The 21,182-nt window shown below is 60.9% G+C and carries 20 protein-coding genes and 4 tRNA genes; 13 read left to right on the forward strand and 11 right to left on the reverse strand.

Annotation, left to right across the window (positions count from 1 at the left end; translation table 11 throughout):
- Window positions 1–34 precede the first annotated feature (34 nt).
- From AC3WS7_RS03490 to xseA, 3 genes are all read right to left on the reverse strand, one after another.
- Window positions 35–2,272 (reverse strand): NADP-dependent isocitrate dehydrogenase, encoded by a 2,238-nt coding sequence (locus tag AC3WS7_RS03490; RefSeq protein ID WP_492655385.1) that lies wholly within the window; start codon window positions 2,270–2,272, stop codon window positions 35–37.
- 248 nt (window positions 2,273–2,520) lie between these two features.
- Entirely contained in the window at window positions 2,521–3,102 is a 582-nt protein-coding gene (locus tag AC3WS7_RS03495; RefSeq protein ID WP_315479354.1) for a superoxide dismutase, read from the reverse strand.
- Window positions 3,103–3,145: 43 nt separating this feature from the next.
- Entirely contained in the window at window positions 3,146–4,444 is a 1,299-nt protein-coding gene (xseA, locus tag AC3WS7_RS03500; RefSeq protein ID WP_492655386.1) for an exodeoxyribonuclease VII large subunit, read from the reverse strand.
- 230 nt (window positions 4,445–4,674) lie between these two features.
- On the opposite strand from xseA, the gene AC3WS7_RS03505 reads away from it, so the two are divergent.
- The 6 genes from AC3WS7_RS03505 (at window position 4,675) to adk (ending at window position 8,525) form a co-directional block, all read left to right on the forward strand.
- Entirely contained in the window at window positions 4,675–5,301 is a 627-nt protein-coding gene (locus tag AC3WS7_RS03505; protein ID WP_296469645.1) for a MotA/TolQ/ExbB proton channel family protein, read from the forward strand.
- A gap of 30 nt (window positions 5,302–5,331) precedes the next feature.
- The gene (locus AC3WS7_RS03510; RefSeq protein ID WP_296469647.1) at window positions 5,332–5,760 is read left to right on the forward strand and encodes an ExbD/TolR family protein; all 429 of its coding nucleotides are present in this window, start codon (window positions 5,332–5,334) and stop codon (window positions 5,758–5,760) included.
- A 3-nt stretch (window positions 5,761–5,763) separates the two neighbouring features.
- The gene (lpxK, locus tag AC3WS7_RS03515; protein WP_492655387.1) at window positions 5,764–6,801 is read left to right on the forward strand and encodes a tetraacyldisaccharide 4'-kinase; all 1,038 of its coding nucleotides are present in this window, start codon (window positions 5,764–5,766) and stop codon (window positions 6,799–6,801) included.
- A 1-nt stretch (window position 6,802) separates the two neighbouring features.
- Window positions 6,803–6,985 carry a Trm112 family protein gene (locus tag AC3WS7_RS03520; RefSeq protein ID WP_094480325.1) on the forward strand — a complete coding sequence of 61 codons (183 nt, stop codon included), beginning with the start codon at window positions 6,803–6,805 and terminating at the stop codon, window positions 6,983–6,985.
- Window positions 6,982–7,758 (forward strand): 3-deoxy-manno-octulosonate cytidylyltransferase, encoded by a 777-nt coding sequence (gene kdsB / locus AC3WS7_RS03525; protein ID WP_492655388.1) that lies wholly within the window; start codon window positions 6,982–6,984, stop codon window positions 7,756–7,758. The genes AC3WS7_RS03520 and kdsB overlap by 4 nt, the downstream gene beginning before the upstream one ends.
- 110 nt (window positions 7,759–7,868) lie before the next feature.
- Complete coding sequence (gene adk / locus AC3WS7_RS03530; RefSeq protein WP_296469655.1) at window positions 7,869–8,525, forward strand: adenylate kinase; 657 nt, start codon at window positions 7,869–7,871, stop codon at window positions 8,523–8,525.
- 44 nt (window positions 8,526–8,569) lie between these two features.
- Here the strand turns inward: adk and AC3WS7_RS03535 are convergent, their stop codons facing one another.
- Window positions 8,570–9,541 (reverse strand): asparaginase, encoded by a 972-nt coding sequence (locus tag AC3WS7_RS03535; RefSeq protein ID WP_492655389.1) that lies wholly within the window; start codon window positions 9,539–9,541, stop codon window positions 8,570–8,572.
- A gap of 114 nt (window positions 9,542–9,655) precedes the next feature.
- Between AC3WS7_RS03535 and lexA the strand changes: the two genes are divergently transcribed.
- The 3 genes from lexA (at window position 9,656) to AC3WS7_RS03550 (ending at window position 11,752) form a co-directional block, all read left to right on the forward strand.
- On the forward strand, window positions 9,656–10,330 hold the full coding sequence (gene lexA / locus AC3WS7_RS03540; protein WP_296469660.1) for a transcriptional repressor LexA: 675 nt from the start codon (window positions 9,656–9,658) through the stop codon (window positions 10,328–10,330).
- Between the two features lie 21 nt (window positions 10,331–10,351).
- Window positions 10,352–10,678 carry a hypothetical protein gene (locus AC3WS7_RS03545; protein WP_296469662.1) on the forward strand — a complete coding sequence of 109 codons (327 nt, stop codon included), beginning with the start codon at window positions 10,352–10,354 and terminating at the stop codon, window positions 10,676–10,678.
- A 66-nt stretch (window positions 10,679–10,744) separates the two neighbouring features.
- Entirely contained in the window at window positions 10,745–11,752 is a 1,008-nt protein-coding gene (locus AC3WS7_RS03550) for a D-2-hydroxyacid dehydrogenase family protein (protein WP_296469664.1), read from the forward strand.
- Between the two features lie 21 nt (window positions 11,753–11,773).
- On the opposite strand, the gene AC3WS7_RS03555 is transcribed toward AC3WS7_RS03550, so the two are convergent.
- Window positions 11,774–13,732, reverse strand: a complete 1,959-nt coding sequence (locus AC3WS7_RS03555) for a type IV pilus assembly protein FimV (RefSeq protein WP_296469666.1) — start codon at window positions 13,730–13,732, stop codon at window positions 11,774–11,776.
- A 99-nt stretch (window positions 13,733–13,831) separates the two neighbouring features.
- On the opposite strand from AC3WS7_RS03555, the gene AC3WS7_RS03560 reads away from it, so the two are divergent.
- From AC3WS7_RS03560 to AC3WS7_RS03575, 4 genes are all read left to right on the forward strand, one after another.
- Window positions 13,832–15,352 (forward strand): 3-hydroxyacyl-CoA dehydrogenase, encoded by a 1,521-nt coding sequence (locus AC3WS7_RS03560; RefSeq protein ID WP_296469668.1) that lies wholly within the window; start codon window positions 13,832–13,834, stop codon window positions 15,350–15,352.
- Window positions 15,353–15,457: 105 nt separating this feature from the next.
- Complete coding sequence (locus AC3WS7_RS03565; protein WP_296469669.1) at window positions 15,458–16,177, forward strand: Crp/Fnr family transcriptional regulator; 720 nt, start codon at window positions 15,458–15,460, stop codon at window positions 16,175–16,177.
- A gap of 28 nt (window positions 16,178–16,205) precedes the next feature.
- Complete coding sequence (locus AC3WS7_RS03570) at window positions 16,206–17,291, forward strand: phosphotransferase family protein (RefSeq protein ID WP_296469671.1); 1,086 nt, start codon at window positions 16,206–16,208, stop codon at window positions 17,289–17,291.
- A gap of 43 nt (window positions 17,292–17,334) precedes the next feature.
- Window positions 17,335–18,609: an acyl-CoA dehydrogenase family protein gene (locus AC3WS7_RS03575; protein ID WP_296469674.1), complete on the forward strand. Its 1,275-nt coding sequence runs from the start codon at window positions 17,335–17,337 to the stop codon at window positions 18,607–18,609.
- Window positions 18,610–18,711: 102 nt separating this feature from the next.
- Here the strand turns inward: AC3WS7_RS03575 and AC3WS7_RS03580 are convergent, their stop codons facing one another.
- From AC3WS7_RS03580 to AC3WS7_RS03605, 6 genes are all read right to left on the reverse strand, one after another.
- Window positions 18,712–19,950, reverse strand: a complete 1,239-nt coding sequence (locus AC3WS7_RS03580) for a cyclic di-GMP phosphodiesterase (RefSeq protein WP_296469676.1) — start codon at window positions 19,948–19,950, stop codon at window positions 18,712–18,714.
- Between the two features lie 112 nt (window positions 19,951–20,062).
- A complete protein-coding gene (locus AC3WS7_RS03585; RefSeq protein ID WP_296469678.1) occupies window positions 20,063–20,692 on the reverse strand; it encodes a DUF6806 family protein in 630 nt (209 codons plus the stop codon).
- Window positions 20,693–20,704: 12 nt separating this feature from the next.
- Window positions 20,705–20,797, reverse strand: a tRNA-Leu gene (locus AC3WS7_RS03590).
- 71 nt (window positions 20,798–20,868) lie between these two features.
- A tRNA-Cys gene (locus AC3WS7_RS03595) sits at window positions 20,869–20,942 on the reverse strand.
- A 44-nt stretch (window positions 20,943–20,986) separates the two neighbouring features.
- Window positions 20,987–21,062, reverse strand: a tRNA-Gly gene (locus tag AC3WS7_RS03600).
- A 42-nt stretch (window positions 21,063–21,104) separates the two neighbouring features.
- Window positions 21,105–21,180 (reverse strand) — tRNA-Gly (locus AC3WS7_RS03605).
- Window positions 21,181–21,182 lie beyond the last annotated feature (2 nt).

Consider the following 21,182-nt stretch of genomic DNA (forward strand, 5'->3'; position numbering starts at 1 on the left):
TATTTGGTGGCAGGCCTTTGAAGGCCCGCCGGCATCAGGCCTTGACCGATTTCAAAGCAGCATTCAGTGTCTGGCTGGGGCGCATCACGGCATCCAGCTTGCTGGTGTCTGGCAGGTAGTAGCCGCCGATGTCCGCCGACTTCCCCTGCACCGCAGCCAACTCCGCCACAATGGTTTGCTCGTTGTCTGCCAGTTGCTTGGCCAGGGGAGCAAACAGCTTCGCCAGCGCAGGATCTTCGGTCTGCGCCACCAGTTCCTGCGCCCAATACAGGGCCAAGTAGAACTGGCTACCACGGTTATCAAGCTGGCCGGTCTTGGGCGAAGGATTCTTGTTGTTGTCCAACAGTTTGCCTGTCGCAGCGTCCAAGGTCTTTGCCAGCACTTTGGCTTTGGCATTGCCGGTCTTCAGCCCCAGGTCTTCCAGCGACACGGCCAGGGCCAGGAATTCACCCAGTGAATCCCAGCGCAAGTGGTTTTCTTCCACCAACTGCTGCACATGCTTGGGCGCAGAGCCGCCGGCACCGGTTTCGTACATGCCACCACCGGCCATCAGCGGCACGATGGACAGCATCTTGGCCGAGGTGCCGAGTTCCATGATGGGGAACAGGTCGGTCAGGTAGTCGCGCAAGATGTTGCCGGTGGCACTGATGGTGTCCTGGCCGCGGATCACACGCTCCAATGTGTAACGCATCGCACGCACCTGGCTCATGATCTGGATGTCCAGCCCCACGGTGTTGTGCTCGTGCAGGTACATCTTCACCTTGGTGATCAGTTGCGCCTCGTGCGGGCGGTACGAATCCAGCCAGAACACCACTGGCATACCGGAGTTGCGCGCACGGTTGACGGCCAACTTGACCCAGTCGCGGATCGCAGCGTCCTTAACCTGGCACATGCGCCAGATATCGCCCGCTTCCACGTTCTGGCTCAGCAGCACTTCACCCGTAGCCAAGTCGGTGATGTTGGCCACGCCATCTTCCGAAATTTCGAAAGTCTTGTCGTGCGAGCCGTACTCCTCGGCCTGCTGGGCCATCAGACCCACATTGGGCACAGTGCCCATGGTCTTGGGATCAAAGTTGCCATGCCATTTGCAGAAGTTGATGATCTCCTGGTAAATGCGGGCAAAGGTCGACTCAGGCATCACCGCCTTCACGTCCTTGAGGCGGCCGTTGGCGTCCCACATCTTGCCGCCGTTACGGATCATGGCGGGCATGGACGCGTCCACGATGATGTCGTTGGGCGAGTGGAAGTTGGTGATGCCCTTGGCCGAATCCACCATGGCCAGCTCGGGGCGGTGCTCGTGGCAAGCGTGCAGGTCGCGCTTGATCTCGTCCTGTTTGCTTTGCGGCAGGGTAGCAATCTTGCCGTACAAGTCGGCCATACCGTTGTTGACGTTGACGCCCAGCTCCTTGAACAAGGCCCCGTGTTTTTCAAACGCTTCCTTGTAAAAGATCTTGACGCAATGGCCAAACACGATGGGGTGAGACACCTTCATCATGGTCGCCTTGACGTGCAGTGAGAACATCACGCCGGTCTTGCGTGCGTCTTCGATTTCCTTCTCGTAAAACTCCAGCAAGGCCTTCTTGCTCATGAACATGCTGTCAATGATTTCCCGGTCCAGCAGCGACACCTTGGGCTTGAGCACGATGGTCTGGCCACTCTTGGTAATCAGCTCCATCTTCACTTCACGGGCACGGTCCAGAGTGATGGATTTTTCACCGTGGTAGAAATCGCCGGCATGCATGTGCGACACGTGCGAACGCGAAGCTTGGCTCCACTCGGCCATGCTGTGAGGATTCTTGCGGGCGTACTCCTTCACGGCCTTGGGCGCACGGCGGTCCGAGTTGCCTTCGCGCAGCACGGGATTCACAGCCGAGCCGATGCAGCGGGCATAACGGGCGCGAATGCTTTTTTCTTCGTCGGTTTGAGGGGCTTCGGGGTAGTCAGGGATGGCGTAGCCCTTGGACTGCAGCTCCTTGATACAAGCCTGCAGCTGACCCACCGAGGCGCTGATATTGGGCAATTTGATGATGTTGGCATCCGGCTGCAGCGTCTTTTTGCCCAGCTCGGCCAAGGTGTTGGGCAGTCTTTGGGCTTCGGGCAAACATTCTGGGAACTCCCCCAGCACCCGGGCAGCCACCGAGATATCGCTTTCGGTCACGTTGATGCCCGCAGGCGCCGCAAAGGTGCGAATGATGGGCAAAAACGACGCCGTGGCCAGGCGAGGCGCCTCATCGGTCAGGGTGTAGATGATGGTGGGTTGCTGGGTACTCATCTCTTGTCTCCAAAAAATAGAAAGGTGTGGCGCCGTGGGTCTGCACTCCCCACCGACTTTATTCACCGGATAGTGCGTGATTGTGCTTTCAGTGGTCTGACCCAAACCCTGTTTTTTGCAATGCATTCTCACGATACGAAATTTAACTTCATTCTGGCGAAAAAAATTTTCGAGATGAAAGTATGACCCCAACGTGAAAAAGGCCAACAGGTCACCCTGTTGGCCTTTCGGCTAAGACAAAACGCGCTTCAGGCGAAGTTCTGTGCCGCAAATTCCCAGTTCACCAACTTGTCGAGGAAAGTTTCGACAAACTTGGGGCGCATATTGCGGTAATCGATGTAGTACGCGTGTTCCCACACGTCCACGGTCAAGAGTGCTGTGTCAGCGGTAGTCAGGGGCGTGCCGGCCGCGCCAGTGTTCACGATGTCTACCGAGCCATCAGGCTTCTTTACCAGCCAGGTCCAGCCGGAACCAAAGTTGCCAACAGCCGACTTCACAAACGCTTCCTTGAAGGCCGCATAGCTGCCCCACTTGGCATTGATGGCAGTTGCCAACGCGCCGGTAGGTTCGCCGCCACCGTTGGGCTTCATGCAGTTCCAGAAAAAGGTGTGGTTCCAGATTTGGGCGGAGTTGTTGTAGATGCCGCCGCTGGACTTCTTGATGATTTCTTCGAGCGTCATGCTCTCGAACTCGGTGCCCTTTTGCAGGTTGTTCAGGTTCACCACGTAGGCATTGTGGTGCTTGCCATGGTGGAACTCCAAGGTTTCTTTGGAGTAGGCGGGAGCCAAAGCGTCGATCGCGTAGGGCAAGGCGGGCAAGGTATGTTCCATGGAGTCCTCTGAGTTGGTTAGCAAGAAAACGGAATTGTAGAAACTAATTGGAAACCTGTTGGGTGACCACAAGATCAACCGCACCGTCGGCAAGGGTGGCCCGCACGGACTCACCCGCCCGAAGTTGGGCGGCGCGGGTCACCGCATGCCCGGATGCGTCGCTGAGCCAGGCATAACCCCGGCGCAAAACCAGGCTGGGGTCCAGTAGCTCCAAGCGCAAGCCTGCGCTTGCGGTGCGCTGCTGCTGGGCCTGGTGTGCCCGTGCCAAGCTGGGCAACAGGCCTTGTTGCATGTGCTGCCAGGCAGAGCGCCGCCACTGCACCTCGGAGGCCATGGCGTGCAGCATGCGCTGGCGCAGATACACCAAACCGGCACTGCGCTGAGCCACGATGGACGAAGGCCGCCCCAGGCGCGCCGCAACACCATCCAGACGCTGCGCCTGCCGGTCCACCACGCGCATCAGGGCCGCTTGCAGGCGGTCTTGCTGGCCGTCCACCAAGTCCTGTAACTGCTGCGTGGCCGGGCTCACCATTTCGGCCGCCGCCGTGGGCGTGGGAGCCCGCACGTCAGCCACAAAATCAGCAATCGTGAAGTCGGTTTCGTGCCCCACGCCACTAACCACTGGCACTGGGCTGGCGGCAATAGTACGGGCCAGGGTCGCGTCGTTGAAAGCCCACAAATCCTCCATGGAACCGCCACCCCGCACCAACAAAATGGCATCCATCCCCTGCGACTGCGCATCGCGGTAGCGGTACAGCGCCGCCAGGGCCTGCACCAGCGCGGGGGCCGCGCCCTCACCCTGCACCAAGGCTGGCGCCAGCACCACCTGCACGTGGGGCGCACGTCGGCGCAGGGCGGTCACCACATCGTGCAGGGCCGCAGCCCCCAGCGACGTCACCAGGCCAATCGTGCGTGGCACTGCTGGCAAGGGGCGCTTGCGTGCGGTGTCAAACAAACCCTCGGCCTCCAGCTCCGCCTTGAGGCGCATGAACTGCTCAAACAGATTGCCCTGACCCTGGCGCGTCATGCTTTCCACAATCAGCTGCAAATCGCCGCGCGGGCCGTAGATGTCCAGCCGTCCGGTCAGCTCCACCAATTCACCTTCGCGTGGTGCAAAGTCCAGCTGTGACGCTGCTCGCTTGAACATGGCGCAACGCAGCTGGGCTTGTGCATCTTTCAGGGTGAAGTAGCAGTGGCCACTACTGGCCCGCATGAAGCTGGCCAGTTCTCCGGTGACGCGCACCGGATTGAAGCGCGCATCCAGGGTGTCAGCCAGCGCGCGGCACAAGGCCGACACCGGCCACACCCGCCGCACGGGGGGCGCAGACTCAAACGCTGCCATACACACGCCACCGGCACACGCCAACGCATGGGCGTTCGTAGCAAGTCATTGAATTGATTGGATTTTTCACTGCTGTATTTGTCATCAAACTGTTGGCACCCGCATGCAGACGGGCCCGAGAGGTATCCCAAGTGCAGTTGCCCACACACTTATCCACACATTTTGTGAAAAATGGGCGCACTGGGGTACGCCATAATCAGCCAGCTTTTACTCTGCGTGGGGTTTCACTCTTGTTTTCCATCATACAAGCCGCAGGCTGGCCGATCTGGCCCTTGATTGCCTGCTCCATCCTGGCCCTGGCCATCGTGATTGAGCGATTTCTCAGCCTCAAAGTGGCCAAGGTGGCCCCCCCCCGCTTGCTGGAAGAAGTGCTCAGCGTCACCCGCACCAGCGTCCCGGCTCCCGACGTTGTCACCCAGCTCGAAAAGAATTCGGCCCTGGGCGAAGTGCTGGCCAGCGGTTTGCGCGCTGTCAACGCCGACCCGCAGATTTCCGAAGACGATGTACGCGCCACCATGGAAGGCGCAGGCCGCCGGGTCTCGCAGCGCCTCGAACAATACCTGAGCGCCCTGGGCACCATCGCCTCAGCCGCCCCCCTCATGGGCTTGTTCGGCACCGTGGTGGGCATGATCGAGATCTTCGGCTCGCAGGCGCCCGGCGGCAGCACAGGCGGCAACCCGGCCCAGCTGGCACACGGCATTTCGATTGCGCTTTACAACACGGCCTTCGGCCTGATTGTGGCCATCCCTTCGCTGATTTTCTGGCGCTACTTCCGAGCCCGCGTCGATGGCTACCTCTTGACCTTGGAGCTGGCTGCCGATCACTTGAGCCGCCACCTCAAGGCCATGCGCAAGTAAGCCGGGCATGCCCGCAGGAGCCGCCACCCCATGAACTTCCGTCCCCGTCGTCACGAAGAGCCCGAAATCAATCTGATCCCGTTTATCGACGTGCTCTTGGTCGTGCTCATCTTCCTGATGCTGTCCACCACCTACAGCAAGTTCACCGAGCTGCAGCTCAAGCTGCCCGTAGCCGACACCGATGCCCAGCGCGACTACCCCAAGGAACTCATCGTGGCAGTAAGTGCCGATGGCAGCTACAGCATCAACCGAAACGCCATCGCGGGCCGCAACCTGGACAGCCTGGCCATCGCCCTGACCGACAATGCAAAAGCAGGCAAAGACACCGTGGTCATCATCAGCGCCGACGCCAGTGCCAAGCACCAAGCCGTGGTGACCGTGATGGAGGCCGCCCGCCGTGCCGGGCTGAACCAGATCACCTTCGCCACCCAGTCTTCCGCCCAGGCGGGCGGTCAGTAAGCCATGCACCCCGGCCTGCAACAGGCCTTGCTGCGGGCCTGGACAGGCCGCGGTGCGCTGGCCTGGGCTCTGCAGCCCATGGCGTTTCTTTATGGCACCCTGATTGCCTTGCGACGCTGGCTGTACCGCCAACAGTGGCTGGCCACCCAGCGCCTGCCTGTGCCCGTGGTGGTGGTGGGCAATGTGGTGGCAGGTGGGGCCGGCAAGACCCCCACGGTCATTGGCGTGGTGGCACATTTGCAGGCGCAGGGTTGGCGGGTGGGCATTGTTTCGCGTGGCTATGGCCGCCAGGGTGATGCCATTCTGGCGGTGCACGATGGCGCCACTCCGGCCGAGGTGGGTGATGAACCCTTGCTGCTGCAGCGCAAGACCGGGGCTCCGGTGTACGTGGGCCGCCAGCGCGCGGCTACCGCACGGGCCCTGCTGCAAGACCATCCTCACACCCAGATCATCGTTTGCGACGACGGCATGCAGCACTACGCGCTGTACCGCGACGTGGAGGTCTGCGTCTTCGACAGCCGCGGCACGGGCAATGGCTGGCTGTTGCCGGCCGGCCCGCTGCGCGAGCCTTGGCCGCTGCGCGCGTTGCCCGCAGTAGGTCAGCGCAGCGGACATTTGCTGGTGCTGAAAACCGGCCCTAGTGCCCTGACGGGTTATGCGGCACAGCGCCAGCTGGCCGATCACACCGTGGGTGCCGCGGGAGATATCCAACCGTTGGCCGCGCTGCATGCACCAGGTGCCGGCCCTGTGCGTGCAGTGGCGGGCATCGCCCAACCCGAGGCGTTTTTTGCGCTGCTACGCGCGCGCGGAGTGACGCTGGAAAGTACCATGGCGCTACCAGATCACTATGATTTTGATAGCTGGTCGCGCAGCATCCACGAGGGCTACACCCTTATTTGCACCGAAAAAGACGCATCCAAGCTGTGGCAGCATGCGCCCCTGGCCCGTGCTGTCCCGCTGGTGCAAACCGCACCGCCCGAGTTCTATGCCGCGCTGGACCGCTGCCTGCAACCCCTTCGCCCTGCCCCGCTATCATCCTGACATGGACACCAGACTTCTCGAATTGCTCGTTTGCCCCGTCACCAAGGGCCCCCTGGAATACAACCGCGACCAGCAGGAACTCATCTCCCGCAGCGCGCGCCTGGCCTACCCGGTGCGCGATGGCATTCCCATCCTGCTGGAAAACGAGGCACGTGTTCTGAGTGACGCGGAGCTCGGCCTGTGAGCTTCACGGTTCTGATTCCGGCCCGCCTGGCCTCCACCCGTCTGCCCAACAAGCCTCTGGCAGACCTGGGGGGCATTCCGATGGTGGTGCGGGTAGCCCAACGGGTCAGTGAAGGCGTCCCCCAGGCCAACCGCGTGGTAGTGGCCGCCGACAGCGACTCCATCGTGCAGGCCTGCGCCGCCCATGGTGTGCAAGCCATCCTGACACGCCAGGACCACCCCTCCGGTAGCGACCGCCTGGCCGAAGCCTGCGACATTCTGGGCCTGGCCGACGAGGACATCGTGGTCAACGTGCAGGGGGATGAACCCCTGATGAGCCCCGACCTGGTGCAGGCAGTGGCAGCCCTGCTGCAAACGACCCCGCAGGCCAGCATGGCCACGGCCGCCCACGCCATCACCGAGGTGGCCGACTTTGCCAACCCCAATGTGGTGAAAGTGGTGCATGACGCAGCCCACCTTGCCCTGTACTTCAGCCGTGCGCCCATCAGTTGGTGGCGCGATGGTTTTGCCAATGGCATCAGCAGCCTGCCCTCGCCGGCGCCCTTGCGCCATATTGGCATCTACGCGTACCGCGTGGGTTTTCTGCGCGAGTTTCCGCGCTTGCCCCAGGCCCCCATTGAGGTGGTGGAAGCGCTGGAGCAACTGCGCGCGCTGTGGCATGGCCACCGCATCGTGGTGCATGTCAGCGAGCACGCTCCAGGCCCTGGCGTAGACACCCCCGAAGACCTGGCACGCGTACGTGCCATCCTCGCAGGGTTGGCTCCCAAGCTGTAAGTTAAGCACGGGACAGCCCGTGCTATTCTCCAGCGCTACACGCGCGCAAAAAAAATGCACCAGCAAGGTGCCGAACAAGCGCCAAAGTTTTGTTTTACCCGAGGTTATCCATGAGACTGATTCTGTTGGGCGCACCTGGCGCTGGCAAAGGCACGCAAGCCACCTTCATTTGTCAAAAGTACGGAATTCCGCAAATCTCCACTGGCGACATGCTGCGTGCCGCCGTCAAGGCCGGCACCCCACTGGGCCTGCAGGCCGATGCCGTCATGAAATCCGGTGGCCTGGTCAGTGACGACCTGATCATCAACCTGGTCAAGGAACGTATCGCCCAGCCCGATTGCGCCAAGGGCTTTTTGTTCGATGGTTTCCCCCGCACCATCCCCCAGGCCGACGCCATGAAGGCCGCCGGTGTGGCGCTGGACTACGTGGTCGAAATCGATGTGCCCTTCGACGCCATCATTGAGCGAATGAGCGGCCGCCGCTCTCACCCCGCCTCGGGCCGCACCTACCACGTCAAGTTCAACCCGCCCAAGGCAGAAGGCAAGGACGACGTGACCGGCGAACCGCTGATTCAGCGCGACGACGACAAAGAAGAAACCGTCAAGAAACGCCTGGACGTCTACAGCGCCCAGACCCGCCCGCTGGTGGCGTACTACTCCGGCTGGGCCCAAAAAGATCCCACTGCCGCCCCCCAATACCGCGCCATCAGCGGCATGGGCGATGTAGATGCCATTACCCAACGGGTGATGGAAGCACTGTCTGCGTAAGCGACCTGCCTCCCCCCCAAAAAAAGCCGCGTCAGCGGCTTTTTTTACGCCATCAACTGCAACGTCAACGCAATCCGTGCCTTGACCGGAGACAGGCCCCGGGAATGCGGCAGAGCGGCAGTCGCCTCGCCCTGCACCACCTGGCCACGCGCGCAGCGGCTAGCGCGTACCACCTGCACACCCTGCGCCTGTACTTCCAGCAAAGCGGCCTCCAGGTCCACATGCAGCGTGCCATTGCCGGTTCCGGCCACCACCAGGCCGCGCAATGGTGCAACGGTGTCGTCCGGCCGGGCCAGGCTGCGCACCATGGCCCCCGACGCCCCCACGTAATTCATCACAATCTCCACCCGCGGCCAAGCCACCTTGGCCCAGGCCTGCAAGTCCACCGCATGCGACGGGGTTGTGGAGGCTGACACGCCAAACCAACGCACCCGCCCCTCCTCCACCACAGCCAGCGGCCCGGCATCCCCCGAGTCAAACGCGTCCACGCGGTAGGTATGGCACTTCTGCACCAAGCGGGCGCTGTGCACAGCGCCCGCGCACACGACCAGCACCCCCCGCGCCGTGCCATCCAGCGCCACAGCCACTGCGTCCAGCACGTTTTGCGGACCATCAGGCGTCAGCGCTGACGCCGGGCGCATGGCACAGGTCAGCACCAAAGGCTTGGCCTGCAATAGCGCTGGCGGCAGCACTTGCTCCAGGAAGAAAGCGGTTTCTTCCAGCGTGTCAGTGCCATGGGTGATCAGCACGGCATCCACCTCGGCGTCCTGCAGGTGCTGGGCGCAACGCTGCGCCAACACCGCCCACACGGCAAAGCCCATGTCCTTGCTGTCCACCTGCGCCACCTGCTCGGCCACCAGCGTGCGGCCCTGCAGCGCAGCTTGCAGCGGGGCAATATCCTGCAGCAATGACTGCACGCCCACCTGCCCGGCCTTGTAGCCCACATTGTCCGATCCCCGTTCCGATCGGCCTGCAATCGTGCCGCCCGTGCCCAAAACCACCACTTTTTTACCCATATATCACTGCCCCACTTGCATTAATCAAAAAACTGGTTAAAAATACAGTTACTGGATGAGAAAACAGTGTGTACAGACACACAGCCAGCGCCGACCCACCACGAAGGAGTCAGTATGCTTGAAAGTCCCAAACTCACCGCCCGCCAACAGCAAATTCTGGATCTGATCCAGGGCGCCATTGCGCGCACCGGCGCCCCCCCCACCCGGGCGGAAATCGCCACCGAGCTGGGCTTCAAGTCCGCCAACGCAGCCGAAGAGCATTTGCAGGCCTTGGCCCGCAAAGGCGTGATCGAACTGGTCAGTGGCACTTCCCGCGGCATCCGTCTCAAGGGCGAGGTGCTGCGCTCCATGCAAGAGTCGCGCATGAAACAGTTCGCCCTGCCCTTGCCAGGCCTGGCCCAATTGGCCTTGCCCCTGATTGGCCGTGTGGCCGCCGGTTCGCCCATCCTGGCCCAAGAGCATGTGGACCAAACCTACTACGTCGAAAACAGCCTGTTTCAGCGCCAGCCCGACTACCTGCTCAAGGTGCGCGGCATGTCCATGCGCGACGCCGGCATCATGGACGGCGACCTGCTGGCCGTACAAGCCACCAAAGATGCCAAAAACGGCCAGATCGTCGTCGCCCGCCTGGGTGAAGAAGTCACCGTCAAGCGCTTTCGCCGCAACAAGCACCTGATCGAGCTGCACCCCGAAAACCCCGACTACCAGACCATCGTGGTTGAGCCCGGTGAACCTTTCGAAATCGAAGGCCTGGCCGTAGGCCTGATTCGTAACACCATGTTGATGTAACGCAGACAGAAAGCACCCACCATGAATACCGCCCTCGTGATGAAACCCGACTTTCTGGCCCCCTTGCGACTACTGCTGACATGGCTGCTGCCGAGTCCGCCCCAGCGTGCCCCCCGCTACGCCTCAGCCCGATCTACCGAGCATTGCAATGCTCCTCATTTGATAGCTATGCGCGCAGATTCCACGGGGGCTAGAGGCCAAAATTCCTGTAAATCCAAGCCCTTGCGGGTGGTTCGCGTCCTGGAAAGCGGACAATCCCGCTCCGAGGTCGGTCGCATGGTCATCTCGGGGCGCATGGCCGACGTCTGCGCCGAGCTGGACCGTCTGGCTGCCTGCGAAACTGCGTAACAAAAGCAGGGCAAATTTGCCCTGCGCCCGCCCGGGCAGCCAGCATCCCAAGGCACAATGGCAGGCATGAATATTGTGATTCTGGATGACTATCAGGATGCCGTGCGCAAGCTGCAATGCTCCGCCAAGCTGGATGCCTTCCCGGCCAAGGTGTACACCAATACCGTCAAAGGCATGGGTCAATTGTCCATCCGGCTCAAGGATGCCGACGTCATCGTCCTCATCCGCGAGCGCACCCAAATCACCCGCGCCCTCATCGAGAAGCTCCCTCGTCTCAAACTCATCGCCCAAACCGGTCGCGCTGGCGCACACATCGATGTGCAAGCCTGCACCGAGCGTGGCATTGCCGTGGCAGAGGGCGTGGGCTCCCCTGTCGCCCCTGCGGAATTGACATGGGCCTTGATTCTGGCGGCCATGCGCCGCCTGCCCCAGTACATTGGCAACCTCAAGCATGGTGCCTGGCAGCAGTCCGGACTCAAGGCGGGCTCCATGCCCGCGAATTTCGGGCTAGGTAACGTGCTGCACGGCAAAACCCTGGGGGTGTGGGGCTATGGCCGCATTGGCCAATTGGTAGCGGGTTATGGCCGCGCCTTCGGCATGCACGTTCTGGTCTGGGGCAGCGAAGGTTCGCGCCAAAAAGCCGTGCAAGATGGCTACCAAAGCGCCACAGACCGGGAAGACTTCTTCTCGCGCAGCGATGTGCTGACCCTGCATTTGCGACTCAATGACAACACTCGCTCCATCGTCACCAGCGCCGACCTGGCTTGCATGAAGAATACGGCCCTGTTGGTCAACACCTCACGGGCTGAGTTGATTGAAACAGACGCCCTGATCGGTGCCCTGAACCGTGGTCGCCCGGGCCTGGCCGCAGTGGATGTGTTTGAAACCGAACCCATCTTGCAAGGCCACGCACTGCTGCGTCTGGAGAACTGCATTTGCACGCCCCACATCGGCTATGTGGAGCAGGATAGCTATGAGATGTACTTCGGTGCGGCGTTCGACAATGTCGTGAATTTCATCAAGGGCACACCATCCAACATCATCAATCCCGGCGCGCTTCAGGTGCGGCGCTGAACCTCGGGCCACGCCGCCGCTCTAGCGACGCGAGGTCAACGGTGGTGTGAGGGACAGGCCTGAGGCGTCGAACTCGATGAGATTGTCCGACGCGGGCACGGACTCGGACAAATCCAAGTCAATGTCCATGGAGGGCAAAGCTGCCTCCACCGGAACCGCCCCCGTGTCTGCAGAAGGCTGAAGCGACGATTCCACCGATTTGGCGGCACTGAACGGTGCCAGACCGCTGGTCGCCTCCCCTGACAAGCGTGTCAGCAACGCATGCAAGAGCAGCAACTCGCGGAAGGCCTCCAAATCGAAACGCACGTCGGCGGCCGCATTAGGGGCACGCACCAGGCATTTTTCAATGAATTCCAGCGCGGCCTTGCTGGGCCACACCGAGGCGATGTGGGCGCACAACTCGGGATAGGCATCCAGGCCCTGACCGGGCTGATTGAACTGGGTATAGGGCGGCACCTCACCCGTGAACAAGGCATTGAACTCGTCGCGGTAGCGGTCAAACGCCTCCTTGCGACTCAGAGTATGCAGGGCCTTGAGCAGATCCAGATACACCAGCGGGTTGGACTCCGCGTGGTCGGCAATGTTGTGCTCCAGCAGGGCGATGGCATCATCGTACTGCCCCAGCGTCATAAAAAAATCGGCCTGTTGGCGTACGTCCAGCACCTCCTGGGTGTTGATGGAACGCAGTGAGCCGGACATGCTGGGCGAAAAATCGCGCAGCCCCATCATGCGGGAAGAAAGCGGCGCCGATGCCGTCGGCACCACCACCGGAGTTGGCGGCGACAGCTCATCCAGATGCAAATCGATGTCCACATCTTTCAAGGGCTTGCGGGTATCCGCTGGCACTGGCTTAGCGCGGGCCGCCGTGGCAAGCACAGGCGCAGAAACGGCGGGAAGACTGACTGCAGGGGTGTCTGGAGCCGTAGTTTCGCGCTCCACAGGTGTCGACTGCGATTCGCCCTGCCCACGCCACCAAGGAGAATCGCCAGCATTGCGCAAGCGGAGCCACAACCACACCATGCCACCAGCCAAGGCCAGCAATCCGGCGACCAGGGCATAGACCAGCGGATTGGAATAGCGTTCGGATTCTGACTTTTCCAGGCGCGCCAGCAGCGTCTGCATCTGGCGTTGGTTTTGTGCAGTTTGCTCAGAGAGCTTGCCTACGCTTTGCTCAAGCCCTTGTAAACGCGCAGCATCTTGCAAGACCTCTTCTGGGGTGAGGTTTAGGGTTTTCCAGAGTGCCGCTGCCGCAAGGCGTTTTTGCAAATCCTCCACCGGCGGCACCAACAACTCAGAAGACGACTTGAGCGCCGGATCCCAATCCTGCGACAAATCCAGCGGTGCCAGTTTGAGGCGTGGCCGACTGGCGGTTGGCGTCTTGCCGCTGGGTTGGGCGGCATCGGTGCGCGGAGCTGTTCTTTTGGCAGGTGCCGCAGGCGTCGGTGCTGGTTTGACCACCAACGTTGCGGTGGGAGCCATATTCCCCGTATCTACCGCAGCCGGGGTGCTGGATGGGGCACGCTCCCCGGATGACACCACCGCTGACGGACGTGCGGGCTGGACCTGTGCGCTGGGAACCAGTGCCGGGCTGAGCTCGGAGACCAAGTCGGCCAACAGCACGTAACGGCGGGATGTGGAAACTCCACAGGCCGACCGAAGGTACACCGACACCACAGGCTCATCGACCGGCATGCGAGCCTGGATACGCACAGCCGTCGGCTTACCTGCGGCATTTCGCTCAGGGGTGATGGACACCCGGGTGGACTCTTGGCGCACCTCACCGTAAAACACATCGGCCTCAAAACACACGCCGCTGGCATCTTCATCCGCGGCAATCTGCACTGGCACGGTGATCTGCAAGGGCTGCCCCAACAAGGCAGCCCCCCGGGCGCGGCCCAGGGTCAATGCACTGCTGCCCATGGCGGCACACAGGAGCACCACCCCAAGGGCGGAATGGTTGAATTGAAAGACCGGCTTCATTGATGCAATCGATTCTCGCACACCCCAACGGCCTGAAAAAGGGGCCGAGCCACCGGCAACACCCCTGACACCTGGGCTGCTGCGCCAGATAATTCGGGCATGAATCCTTACTTTGAACACATTGGCATCGTCGGTGCCGGCGCCATGGGGCGCGGCATTGCCCAAATAGCAGCCGAGGCCGGCAGCACCGTCTGGCTGTTTGACACAGCCCCAGGCACCGCACAAGCTGCCTGTACCACCTTGCAAATGCAATGGCGCACCCTGGCAAACAAGGGCCGCATCGCTGCGAGTGATGTGGACATCTTCACGGCCCGCATCCGCCCGGTTGCGACTCTGCAAGCGCTGTCGCTTTGCACACTGGTGGTGGAAGCCGTGGTGGAACAGCAGGATGTCAAAACCCTACTGCTACAAACCCTGGAATCCTGCCTACCCCCTACCGCCATATTGGCCAGCAACACCTCGTCCCTGTCCATTACTGCACTGGGAGCGGGTCTGCAACGTCCGGCGCAGTTGGCCGGATTTCACTTCTTCAACCCGGTGCCACTGATGAAAGTGGTGGAGGTGATCCCGGGCCTCAAGACTGCGCACGCAGTGGTGCAGGCCTTGCAGCAATACGCGAAGGATCTGGGCCACACACCGGTACTGGCACAAGACACACCAGGCTTCATCGTCAACCATGCTGGGCGTGGCTATGGCACCGAGGCCCTGCGGATCGTGTCGGAAGGTGTAGCGGACTTCGCCACCATCGACCGCATCTTGCGCGACCAGGTCGGCTTCAAGCTGGGGCCATTTGAGTTGATGGACCTGACGGGGCTGGATGTGTCGCACCCGGTGATGGAATCCATCTACCAGCAGTACTACGAGGAGCCGCGCTACCGTCCCAGCGTGATCACCGCCCAGCGCCTGGCCGGGGGCCTGACCGGGCGCAAGGCTGGCGAAGGGTTCTACCAATACGCCGACGACCACGCCACGCTGCCCGCCGAACCGCCCGTGCCCGTGGTCGACGAGATGCCCCCCGTGTGGTTGTCGCCCCGTGCATCCCGGCGCATGGAACTGCTGATGCTGTTGAAGAACCTGGGCGCAAAGATCGAGACCGGGCAATCCCCTTCCCCACTGGCGCTGACGCTGGTGGCGCCATTGGGCTTTGACATCACCACCGTGGCCGTGGTGGAGCGGCTGGACCCGGCGCGCACGGTGGGCATCGACATGCTGCTGGACGATGCAGGCACCAAGCGCCGCGTGCTGGCAACCAACCCGGCCACGCGCACCGACATGCGCGATGCTGCCCATGCGCTGTTTGCGCGCGATGGCAAAGCCGTGAGTGTGGTGCGCGACAGCGGCGGCTTTGTGACCCAGCGCGTGGTGGCCAACATCGTCAACATTGCGGCGGATATGTGTCAACAAGGCATTTGCAGCCCCAGGGATCTGGAGACCGCAGTAACACTGGGCTTGGGTTATCCCATGGGCCCCTTGGCACTGGGCAATTTGTGTGGCCCCACCAATGTGCTGGAAGTGTTGTTCAACATGCAAACCGTCTACGGCGACCCACGCTACCGCCCCAGCCCATGGCTGCGGCGGCGCGGCGCCATTGGCCTGAGCCTGCTGCACGAAGAAGAGTAGTACCGGCACCAGACGCACTGGCGACACCCGCATGCACCCAGCGAGGTCCCGGGGGTGACAATGTGGGCGAGATTTCCCTTCAGCAAGTCACCCAAAAGACAGGCCATGGACGACCCCATTCTTACCATTGATGAACGCACTGCAATCAACGCGGGGCGCTGGTTTTCATCCCTCTCGCCTTCTCTCAAACACGACATTCTTCGATGCGCCTACGTCAAACGTTACAAAGACGGCGAGCTGATTGCAGCGCGCGGCGAGCCGCCCGAAGAATGGATTGCCTGCGCCAAGGGTGCGGTGCGCGTGAGCTCCACCTCGATCTCGGGCAAGCAGATCACGCTGACCTATGTGGAGCCGGGCATCTGGTTTGGCGATGTGGCGATCTTCGATGGGGACCGTCGCACCCACGACGCCTATGCGCACGGGGACACCACCATCCTCTGCGTGGCCAAGGCGGATTTCCGCAAAATCCTGGCCAACCATGTGGAGCTGTACGAAGCCATGCTGCGCCTGCACGCACGGCGCATTCGCCAGCTCTACGGCTTGGTGGAAGACCTGAATACCCTGCCCCTGCGCGCGCGCCTGGCCAAGCAACTGCTACACCTGGTACGCAGCTACGGTGTGCCCTCGCTCAGCGATGGCAGCGAGGTGCGTATTGGCCTGCAACTGGCACAGGAAGAACTGGCGCAGCTACTGGGTGCGTCGCGCCAGCGCGTGAATCAGGAGCTCAAGGCCATGGAGCGCGAGGATGCCATTCGCATCGAACCCGGCGGCCTGGTGATACGCGATCGCGCCGCGCTCATGCGCATCATTGACGCCGACAACTAGTTTTCGACCTTTACACGACGCCATCTGCATGAGCGACTTTGACCACTTTATCGGCACCCGTTCCGTCTCCGGCCAACACGTATTTGACGTGGCAGCCCTGGACAGCTGGCTGCAAGGCCACCTGCCAGGCTATGCCGGACCATTGGAAGTGGAGATGTTCAAGGGCGGCCAATCCAACCCCACCTACAAGCTCAACACACCCGGCAAAAGTTATGTGATGCGCGCCAAGCCCGGCCCGGTAGCCAAGCTGCTGCCATCGGCCCATGCAGTGGAGCGCGAGTTTGCGGTGATGCAGGGCCTGCATGGCACCGATGTGCCGGTGCCGCAGATGCACTGTCTGTGTGAAGACGAATCCGTCATCGGACGTGCGTTCTACGTGATGGAGTTCATGCAGGGCCGCGTGTTGTGGGACCAGTCCCTGCCCGGCATGACGACCGAACAACGTGGCGCCATCTACAACGAGATGAACCGCGTGATCTCCGCCCTGCACACGGTCAAGTTTGCGGAACGCGGACTGGCGGGTTATGGCAAGCCCGGCAATTACTTCGAGCGGCAGATTGGTCGCTGGAGCAAACAGTACGTGGCCTCCATCACACAGCCCATCCCCGAGATGGACCAGCTCATGGAATGGCTACCCAAGAACATTCCCGCCATGGCACGCGATGACAGCATGGTCAGCATCGTGCACGGTGACTACCGCCTGGACAACCTGATGTTTGACAGCAGCGAGGCCAAGGTACGTGCCGTGCTGGACTGGGAGCTATCTACGCTGGGGCACCCACTGGCCGACTTCAGCTACCACTGCATGGCCTGGCACATTCCGCCCGGCGCCTTCCGCGGCATTGGCGGGTTGGACTTTGCTGCGCTGGGCATCCCCAGCGAAGACGACTACATCCGCATGTACTGCGACCGCACTGGCCTGGCCGAGCCCGCGCAGCTCAAGGCGGACTGGAACTTCTATATGGCCTACAACATGTTCCGCATCGCGGCCATCTTGCAAGGTATTGCCAAGCGCGTAGAGGCTGGCACGGCCTCCAGCGCACAGGCCGTGAGCTCCGCTGCAGGTGCCCGCCCACTGGCCCAGATGGCATGGAAGTTTGCCCGCCAGGCCTGAAGCTTTCTACACCACACACACATCTACCCCCCCCGGAGACTCCATGGATTTTGACTACTCCCCCAAGACCAAAGACTTGCAGACCCGCCTGCTCAAGTTCATGGACGAACACATCTACCCCTCCGAGGGCGCGTATCACGCAGAGATCGAGGCCAACACCGCGGCCGGCAAGCGCTGGACCCCGCTGCAAACCATCGAAAACCTCAAACCCAAGGCCCAAGCTGCAGGGCTGTGGAACCTGTTCTTGCCGGTGGACAGCGCCGAGGCGTCGGGCTACCACGGCGCAGGTTTGACGAACCAGGAATACGCCCCATTGGCCGAGATCATGGGCCACGTCCTGTGGTCCAGCGAAGTGTTCAACTGCTCGGCCCCCGACACCGGCAATATGGAAACCATCGCCCGTTATGGCTCGGACGAGAACAAGGCGCGCTGGCTCAAGCCCCTGCTGGAGGGCAAGATCCGCTCGGCTTTTGCCATGACTGAACCGGATGTGGCGTCCAGCGATGCGACCAACATCGAAACGCGTATTGAGCGCCAAGGTGATGAGTATGTGATCAACGGCCGCAAGTGGTGGATTTCCGGTGCCGGTGACCCACGCTGCTCCGTCTACATCACCATGGGCAAGACCGATCCCGAGGCGCCTCGCCATTCCCAGCAAAGTATGGTATTGGTGCCGGCCGACACCCAAGGCATCACCTTAGTGCGCCCGCTCAATGTGTTTGGCTACGACGACGCACCCCATGGCCACATGGAGATGCTGTTTGAAAACGTGCGCGTGCCGGCTTCCAACATCCTGTTGGGCGAAGGTCGCGGCTTCGAGATTGCCCAGGGTCGCCTCGGCCCCGGGCGCATCCACCACTGCATGCGCATGATCGGCCTGGCCGAGCGTGCGCTGGCGCTGATGTGCAAACGCGCCTCCAGCCGTATTGCATTTGGCAAACCGATTGCTGCACAGACGGTGACACAAGAACGCATTGCCGAAGCCCGCTGCAAAATCGACATGGCGCGCCTGCTTACGCTCAAGGCGGCCTGGATGATGGACATGGGTGGCAATAAATTTGCCAGAAATGAAATTGCGATGATCAAGGTCGTGGCTCCCAGCATGGCCTGCGAAGTCATCGACTGGGCAATACAAGTACACGGTGGCGGCGGCATGTGCGACGACTTTCCCTTGGCCTACAGCTACGCCCAAGCCCGCACGCTGCGCTTTGCTGACGGCCCGGATGAGGTGCACCGCAACGCCATTGCCAAACTGGAACTGGGAAAATACGCACTCAATCCCAAACCGGTTGAGATGCCCATCACCCGAGGCTGCTAAAACAAAAAAAGAGCAAGTGCCCGAACACTTGCTCTTTTTTTGATAGCTACTCACGCAGCATTCACGAGGGCTAGCGACCTATTTCATTCAAAATCCGCATCCTTACCAAGGCGCATTGGGCAAGCCGGACCATAACTCGTTCAAATCGGTAAAGCGCCATTTGGCCGGATCTTCGCGGCTGGCGATTTTGTCGTTCACGCTGGGCTTGGACAAATCCACCATCTCGGGGACGATCCGCATATTGGATTTGGTGGAAAAAAACACCTTCACACAGGGCGTCGTCAGCGACTTTGTTGTCTGCTCCACCACCACGCCCAAGCGCCCCGAACTCAGTCGCACCAGTGATCCAATCGGGTAAATCCCCAGACTTTTGACAAAGGCTTGAAAGACTTTGCCGTCGAAATGTCCATTGGCCCATTCGGCCATCTTGCGCAACGATTCGGCCGGGTCCCAGCCAGTTTTATAAGGGCGGTTGGAGGTAATAGCGTCGTACACATCGCAAACCGCCCCCATCTTGGCGAACAGACTGATCTGGTCAGCCTTCAAACCCTCCGGGTAGCCAGAGCCATCGGTTTTTTCGTGGTGGTGCAGGCACACATCCAGCACCACCGGGTCCACATCCTTACCCGTCTTGAGCAGCCGGAAACCTTCTTGGGGGTGGGTTTTGATGATCGCGAACTCGGCATCAGTCAACTTGCCCGGTTTGTTCAGCACGTCCATGGGCATGGCTGCCTTGCCCAAATCATGCATAAGGCCGGCCAAGCCAGCCAGACGGGTTTGGTCATCGTCCAAGCCCAGTTGCTTGGCCAGCGCCACCATCATGGCGCACACGGCGACAGAATGCATATAGGTGTAGTCGTCTGCCGTCTTGAGTCGGGCCAAACTGATCAAAGCACCCGGGTTGCGCGTCACCGAGTCCGTGATTTCTTCCACCATCTGCTTGGCACTGCCCGCATCCACAGTGTTGCCCATGCGGGCCTCCTGGAACATGGACATGACGGCCTGTTTGGATTGGTAGCAAATCTTGGCAGCACGTTGCAATTCAACGCTCATCGAAACCGGTGCTACTTCGCGCTGGGCTGACACCGCTTGGCGCAACTCCTCTTCCACCAGTTCTTCCGACTCAGATTCGGTGACCACAAACTGCCCATCGGCCACATCCAGGCCCTTGCTGCTATCAATCCAGACTTCTTTGATACTGCTGGCCAAGATCGTGGTGATGTCCTTGGGGTCCGTGATGACGAAGCCAGTGCGCCAGAACGGATGCTCCATCCACGAACCACAAAACTCCTTGAGGTGCATGCCAACTGTCAATTGCTGAACGCTAATTTTTTTAAGCATGGATGTCTTTTTGGAAACGCGCAACGACACGGAAATCTAGGGATCTCAGGCTACATGGCCAACGGTGAATTCAGTATACGTGCCAGCGTGCCCAAACACGCAAAAAAAGGGGTCAGTGCAAATGCCGTGGCTTGCGTCCGCTGCCGTGGCCACCGCCAAAACCGCCCCCCGATCCCCGTGGGGGCTTGCCAATCTCCAACGAGCTGACGAGCGCATCAAAGCGCTGGGTAAACAGCTTGTCGACTTCCGCTACCACACCGCCCAACTCAGAGCCATCAAAGTGGCGCTCCATCAGGTTGATGACATCCTGCACCAACAGATCGCGCTGGACTTGCATGATGGAGGCCGGGTTAGGGCCGACGAACAGGACCACGAAATCGTCCCGTGACGCGGCACTGGAAGACGGCTCATCCTCGTCGAACTCGGAGTCATAGAAAGTGACCTCAATCGCGGCCCCCGCATCGGCCAACTCATTGAGGTTCATACAAACTTCGTCCAGTGTCTGGCGGAAGTCTTCATCCCCGGCCACGGTCCAGCACATCTGCAGCACATGGTCATGCGCATCAAGCTGGATGCCCGGTTCATCCTCGTAGCTGCTTTTGGCGCCGTCCGTCAGCGACTTGGCGCCAGCGTATTTCCACATCGGCTTCAACGCATCTTGCAACTGGGCGAAGGTCACGTCTGCACGCAGCATCACCTGACCATGGACATGGATTTCAAAAGGGGCGTTGTAGTTCGACATAGCAGTAGTGGTTGGTGCCTGAGACCGGAATCGAACCGGTACGCCCGTTATTCACGAAGCGGCGGATTTTAAGTCCGATGTGTCTACCTATTTCACCACTCAGGCACGTGGGTCTATTGTCAAACAAAAACGCCCCGCCAACCGAGGCCGACGAGGCGTTTGTGACCAGAAAAATCTGGAGGCGCGGTCCGGAGTCGAACCGGACTAACCGGATTTGCAATCCGGGGCATAACCGCTTTGCTACCGCGCCACTTTGAATAAAAAAATGGAAGTCAAGACTTCCATTTTTTGAATTGGAGCGGGAAAAGAGGCTCGAACTCTCGACCTATACCTTGGCAAGGTATCGCTCTACCAACTGAGCTATTCCCGCATAAACTGACACTGCACTAGAAACGACACTCCAGTACGAAATTGGAGCGGGAAAAGAGGCTCGAACTCTCGACCTATACCTTGGCAAGGTATCGCTCTACCAACTGAGCTATTCCCGCGT

The organism is Rhodoferax sp. EU05-FHT12H12 (genome assembly GCF_058791215.1).